Here is a 3726-nt window from a genome sequence, read left to right on the forward strand (position 1 = left end):
CGCCCCCGATCGGAAGCTTCCGATCGGGGGCGCGCCGCTGTGCGCGGGTGCCTCAGCTCAGGCCGTACCGCTCGGCCGCCATCCGGACCGTCTCCCGCTTCACGTCGCCGCGACGCGCCAGCTGGGCGAGCGCGGCCACCACGATCGACTCGGCGTCGACGCCGAAGTGGCGGCGGGCCCGCTCCCGGGTGTCGGAGAGGCCGAAACCGTCCGTGCCCAGCGAGGAGTACTCCTGCGGCACCCACTGGCTGATCTGGTCCGGGACCTGGCGCATCCAGTCGCTGACCGCGAGCACCGGGCCGGGCGCGTCCGCCAGCATCCGGGTCACCCACGGCGTGCGGTCCTCACCGCGGAGCGCCGCGGCGTCGCAGTCCAGGGCGTCCCGCCGCAGCTCGCCCCAGGAGGTGGCGGACCACACGTCGGCTGCGACCCCCCAGTCCTCGGCGAGCAGGCGCTGGGCGTCCAGCGTCCAGTGGATCGCCGTGCCCGAGGCCAGCAGCTGGAGCCGGGGCGTGTCCGCCGGGGCGTCGGCGGGCAGTTCGGCCTCCCGGAAGCGGTAGAGGCCCTTGAGCACGCCCTCCTCCACGCCCGGCGGCATGGCCGGCTGCGGCATCGGCTCGTTGTAGACCGTCAGGTAGTAGAAGACGTTCGGGTCCTGGCCGGTGTCCGGCCCGTACATCCGCCGCAGGCCCTCCCTGACGATGACACCGATCTCGTAGGCGAACGCCGGGTCGTAGCTCAGCGCGGCCGGGTTCGTCGACGCGATGAGCGGGGAGTGCCCGTCGGCGTGCTGGAGGCCCTCGCCGGTCAGCGTGGTGCGGCCGGCGGTCGCACCGACCACGAAGCCGCGGCCCAGCTGGTCACCGAGCGCCCAGAACTGGTCGGCGGTCCGCTGCCAGCCGAACATCGAGTAGAAGATGTAGAACGGGATCATCGGCTCGCCGTGTGTGGCGTACGAGGTGGCGGCGGCGGTGAAGTCGGCCACCGCTCCCGCCTCGGTGATGCCCTCGTTCAGGATCTGGCCGTCCTTGGCCTCCTTGTAGTACATCAACTGGTCGCGGTCGACCGGCTCGTAGGTCTGGCCGAGCGGCGAGTAGATGCCGGCGGAGGGGAACAGCGCCTCCATGCCGAAGGTGCGGGCCTCGTCGGGCACGATCGGCACCCAGCGGGCGCCGGTCTCCTTGTCCCGCATCAGGTCCTTGACCAGCCGCACGAACGCCATCGTGGTGGCGATGCGCTGCGTGCCGGAGCCCTTCTCGCCGGGCTGGAACGCCTTCTGCGGCGGCTCGGGAAGCACGACCTGGTGGACCCGGCGGGCCGGGGCCGGCCCACCGAGGGCGGCCCGCCGCTCGTGCAGGTAGCGGACCTCGGGGGAGTCGGGGCCGGGGTGCGCGTAGGGGACGAGGTCCTCGTCCAGCCGCGCGTCGGGGATGGGCAGGTCGAGCAGGTCCCGCATGGCGCGGAACTCCTTGCCCGACAGCTTCTTCATCTGGTGGTTGGCGTTGCGCGACTCGAAGCCCGGGCCCAGCGTGTGGCCCTTCACCGTCTGCGCCAGGATGACGGTCGGCGCGCCCCGGTGCTCGATCGCGGCACGGTAGGCGGCGTACACCTTGCGCGGCTCGTGGCCGGCCCGGGAGCGCTGGAAGCACTCGGCGATCTTCGCGTCGCTCAGCAGCTTCGCCAGCTCCGCGAGCGCCGGCTCGGCGCCGAAGAAGTGCTCCCGGATGTAGGCGGCGTCGCGGGTGGCGTACGTCTGGAACTGGGCGTCGGGCACCTCGCGGAGCCTGCGCAGCAGCGCGCCGGTGGTGTCGAGCTGGAACAGCTCGTCCCAGGCGTTGCCCCACAGCGACTTGACCACGTTCCAGCCGGCGGCGCGGAACTGGGCCTCCAGCTCCGAGACGATCTTGAAGTTGGCGCGTACCGGCCCGTCGAGGCGCTGGAGGTTGCAGTTGATGACGAAGGTGAGGTTGTCCAGCCCCTCCCGTGCGGCCAACGCGAGCGAGGCCGTCGACTCGGGCTCGTCCATCTCGCCGTCCCCGAGGAACGCCCAGACGTGCGAGGCGGAGGTGTCCTTGATGCCGCGGTGCGTCAGGTAGCGGTTGAAGCGCGCCTGGTAGATCGCGGACAGCGGGCCGAGGCCCATGGAGACGGTCGGGAACTCCCACAGCCAGGGCAGCCGCCGGGGATGCGGGTACGAGGGGAGGCCCTCGCCGCCCGCTTCCTGGCGGAAGTTGTCGAGGTGCTGCTCGGTGAGCCGGCCGTCGAGGAAGGCGCGGGCGTAGATGCCGGGGGAGGCGTGGCCCTGGATGTAGAGCTGGTCGCCGGAGCCGTGGGACTCCCCGTCCTCCTTGCCGCGGAAGAAGTGCTGGAAGCCCGTCTCGTAGAGCCAGGCCGCGGAGGCGAAGGTGGCGATGTGGCCGCCGACGCCGAACCGGCTGCCGCGGGTCACCATGGCGGCGGCGTTCCACCTGTTCCAGGCGGTGATGCGGGACTCCATCGCCTCGTCGCCGGGGTAGTCCGGCTCGGCGGCGGTGGGGATGGTGTTGACGTAGTCGGCCTCCAGCAGCGCCGGGACCGCCAGCCCGCTGTGCCGGGCGTGCTCGACGGTGCGGCGTACCAGGTAGGCGGCGCGGTGCGGCCCCGCGGCCGAGGCGACGGCGTCCAGGGACTCGCGCCACTCGGCGGTCTCCTGGGGGTCGCGGTCCACGAGCTGGTCGAGCTCGCTGCTGCGGGAGGACACGGGGTCGGTCATGGTGGTGGCCGCCTTCCGGGATGGGGACGGTGCGGGGTGTTCGTTCGGGCAGGCAGGACAGGGGGTGCGCCCGCGGATCGACTGTAAGTGGCGATCGATGATCGATCAAAGCTTCCGGAGCAAAAAACTGCTTCCGCAGGGCAAAGTTGGCATTCCGTGCCACGGAATCGGGCACCCAGTGCACCCCGAGTGGGTCGAGCCCCGCCTGAGTCCGGTCCTGCGGGCGGGGGGCGGCTCTGAACGAGGTCTACGGGCGGGGGGCGCAGCCCAGCACGTGTTCCTTGACCAGCTCGGCGACCCGGGGGTTCCGGGTCCGGAAGGCCTCCACGAGGGCCTCGTGCTCCTCGGCGTACGACTCCTGCACCGTGCCCAGCCAGCGGATGGACAGCGCCGTCCACACCTCGATGCCCAGCGACTCCCAGGTGTGCAGCAGCACGCTGTTGCCCGACGCGCGCACCAGCTCCCGGTGGAACGCCACCGTGTGCCGCACCTGCGCCTCCGCGTCCCCCGCCCGGTCCGCCGCGTAGAGCGCCCGCACGTGCGGCTCCAGCACCGACACGTCCGCGGCCAGCCGTGCGGCAGCCGCCTCCGCGGCGATCTGCTCCAACCCCGCGCGCACCGGGTAGATCTCCTCCAGGTCGGCCGCCGACAGCGCCCGCACCCGGACGCCCTTGTTCGGCGCCGACTCGATCAGCCGGAGCGCCTCCAGCTCACGCAGGGCCTCCCGCACCGGCGTCTGGCTGACCTCCAGCTCCGTCGCGATACGCCGCTCCACGATCCGCTCACCCGGCTTCCACCGGCCGCTGACGATGCCCTCCACGAGGTGCTCGCGGATCTGCTCGCGCAGCGAGTGGACGACGGGCGGGGTCATGTGGGCTCCTTGGCTCCTGCGGCTTGGGCTCCTGCGGCGCTTCTCGGACACCGACGATACGGGCGCCGGGCCCCGCGCCGCGCGCGTGGGCGGTCCCGCACGG

The 3726-nt window shown here is 72.5% G+C and carries 2 protein-coding genes; both read right to left on the bottom strand.

Annotated features, from left to right (window positions below):
• Positions 1 to 52: 52 nt before the first annotated feature.
• Entirely contained in the window at positions 53 to 2752 is a 2700-nt protein-coding gene (gene aceE / locus ACYVE9_RS18915; RefSeq protein WP_461029068.1) for a pyruvate dehydrogenase (acetyl-transferring), homodimeric type, read from the bottom strand.
• 247 nt (positions 2753 to 2999) lie between these two features.
• Entirely contained in the window at positions 3000 to 3623 is a 624-nt protein-coding gene (locus ACYVE9_RS18920; RefSeq protein ID WP_461029069.1) for a GntR family transcriptional regulator, read from the bottom strand.
• Positions 3624 to 3726 lie beyond the last annotated feature (103 nt).

It is taken from the genome of Streptomyces sparsus (assembly GCF_054776295.1).

What these genes read in the sequence shown, in the direction of transcription:
- aceE (WP_461029068.1), bottom strand. Translation starts at nt 2,752, where the DNA reads ATGACCGACCCCGTGTCCTCCCGCAGCAGCGAGCTCGACCAGCTCGTG.
- ACYVE9_RS18920 (WP_461029069.1), bottom strand. Translation starts at nt 3,623, where the DNA reads ATGACCCCGCCCGTCGTCCACTCGCTGCGCGAGCAGATCCGCGAGCAC.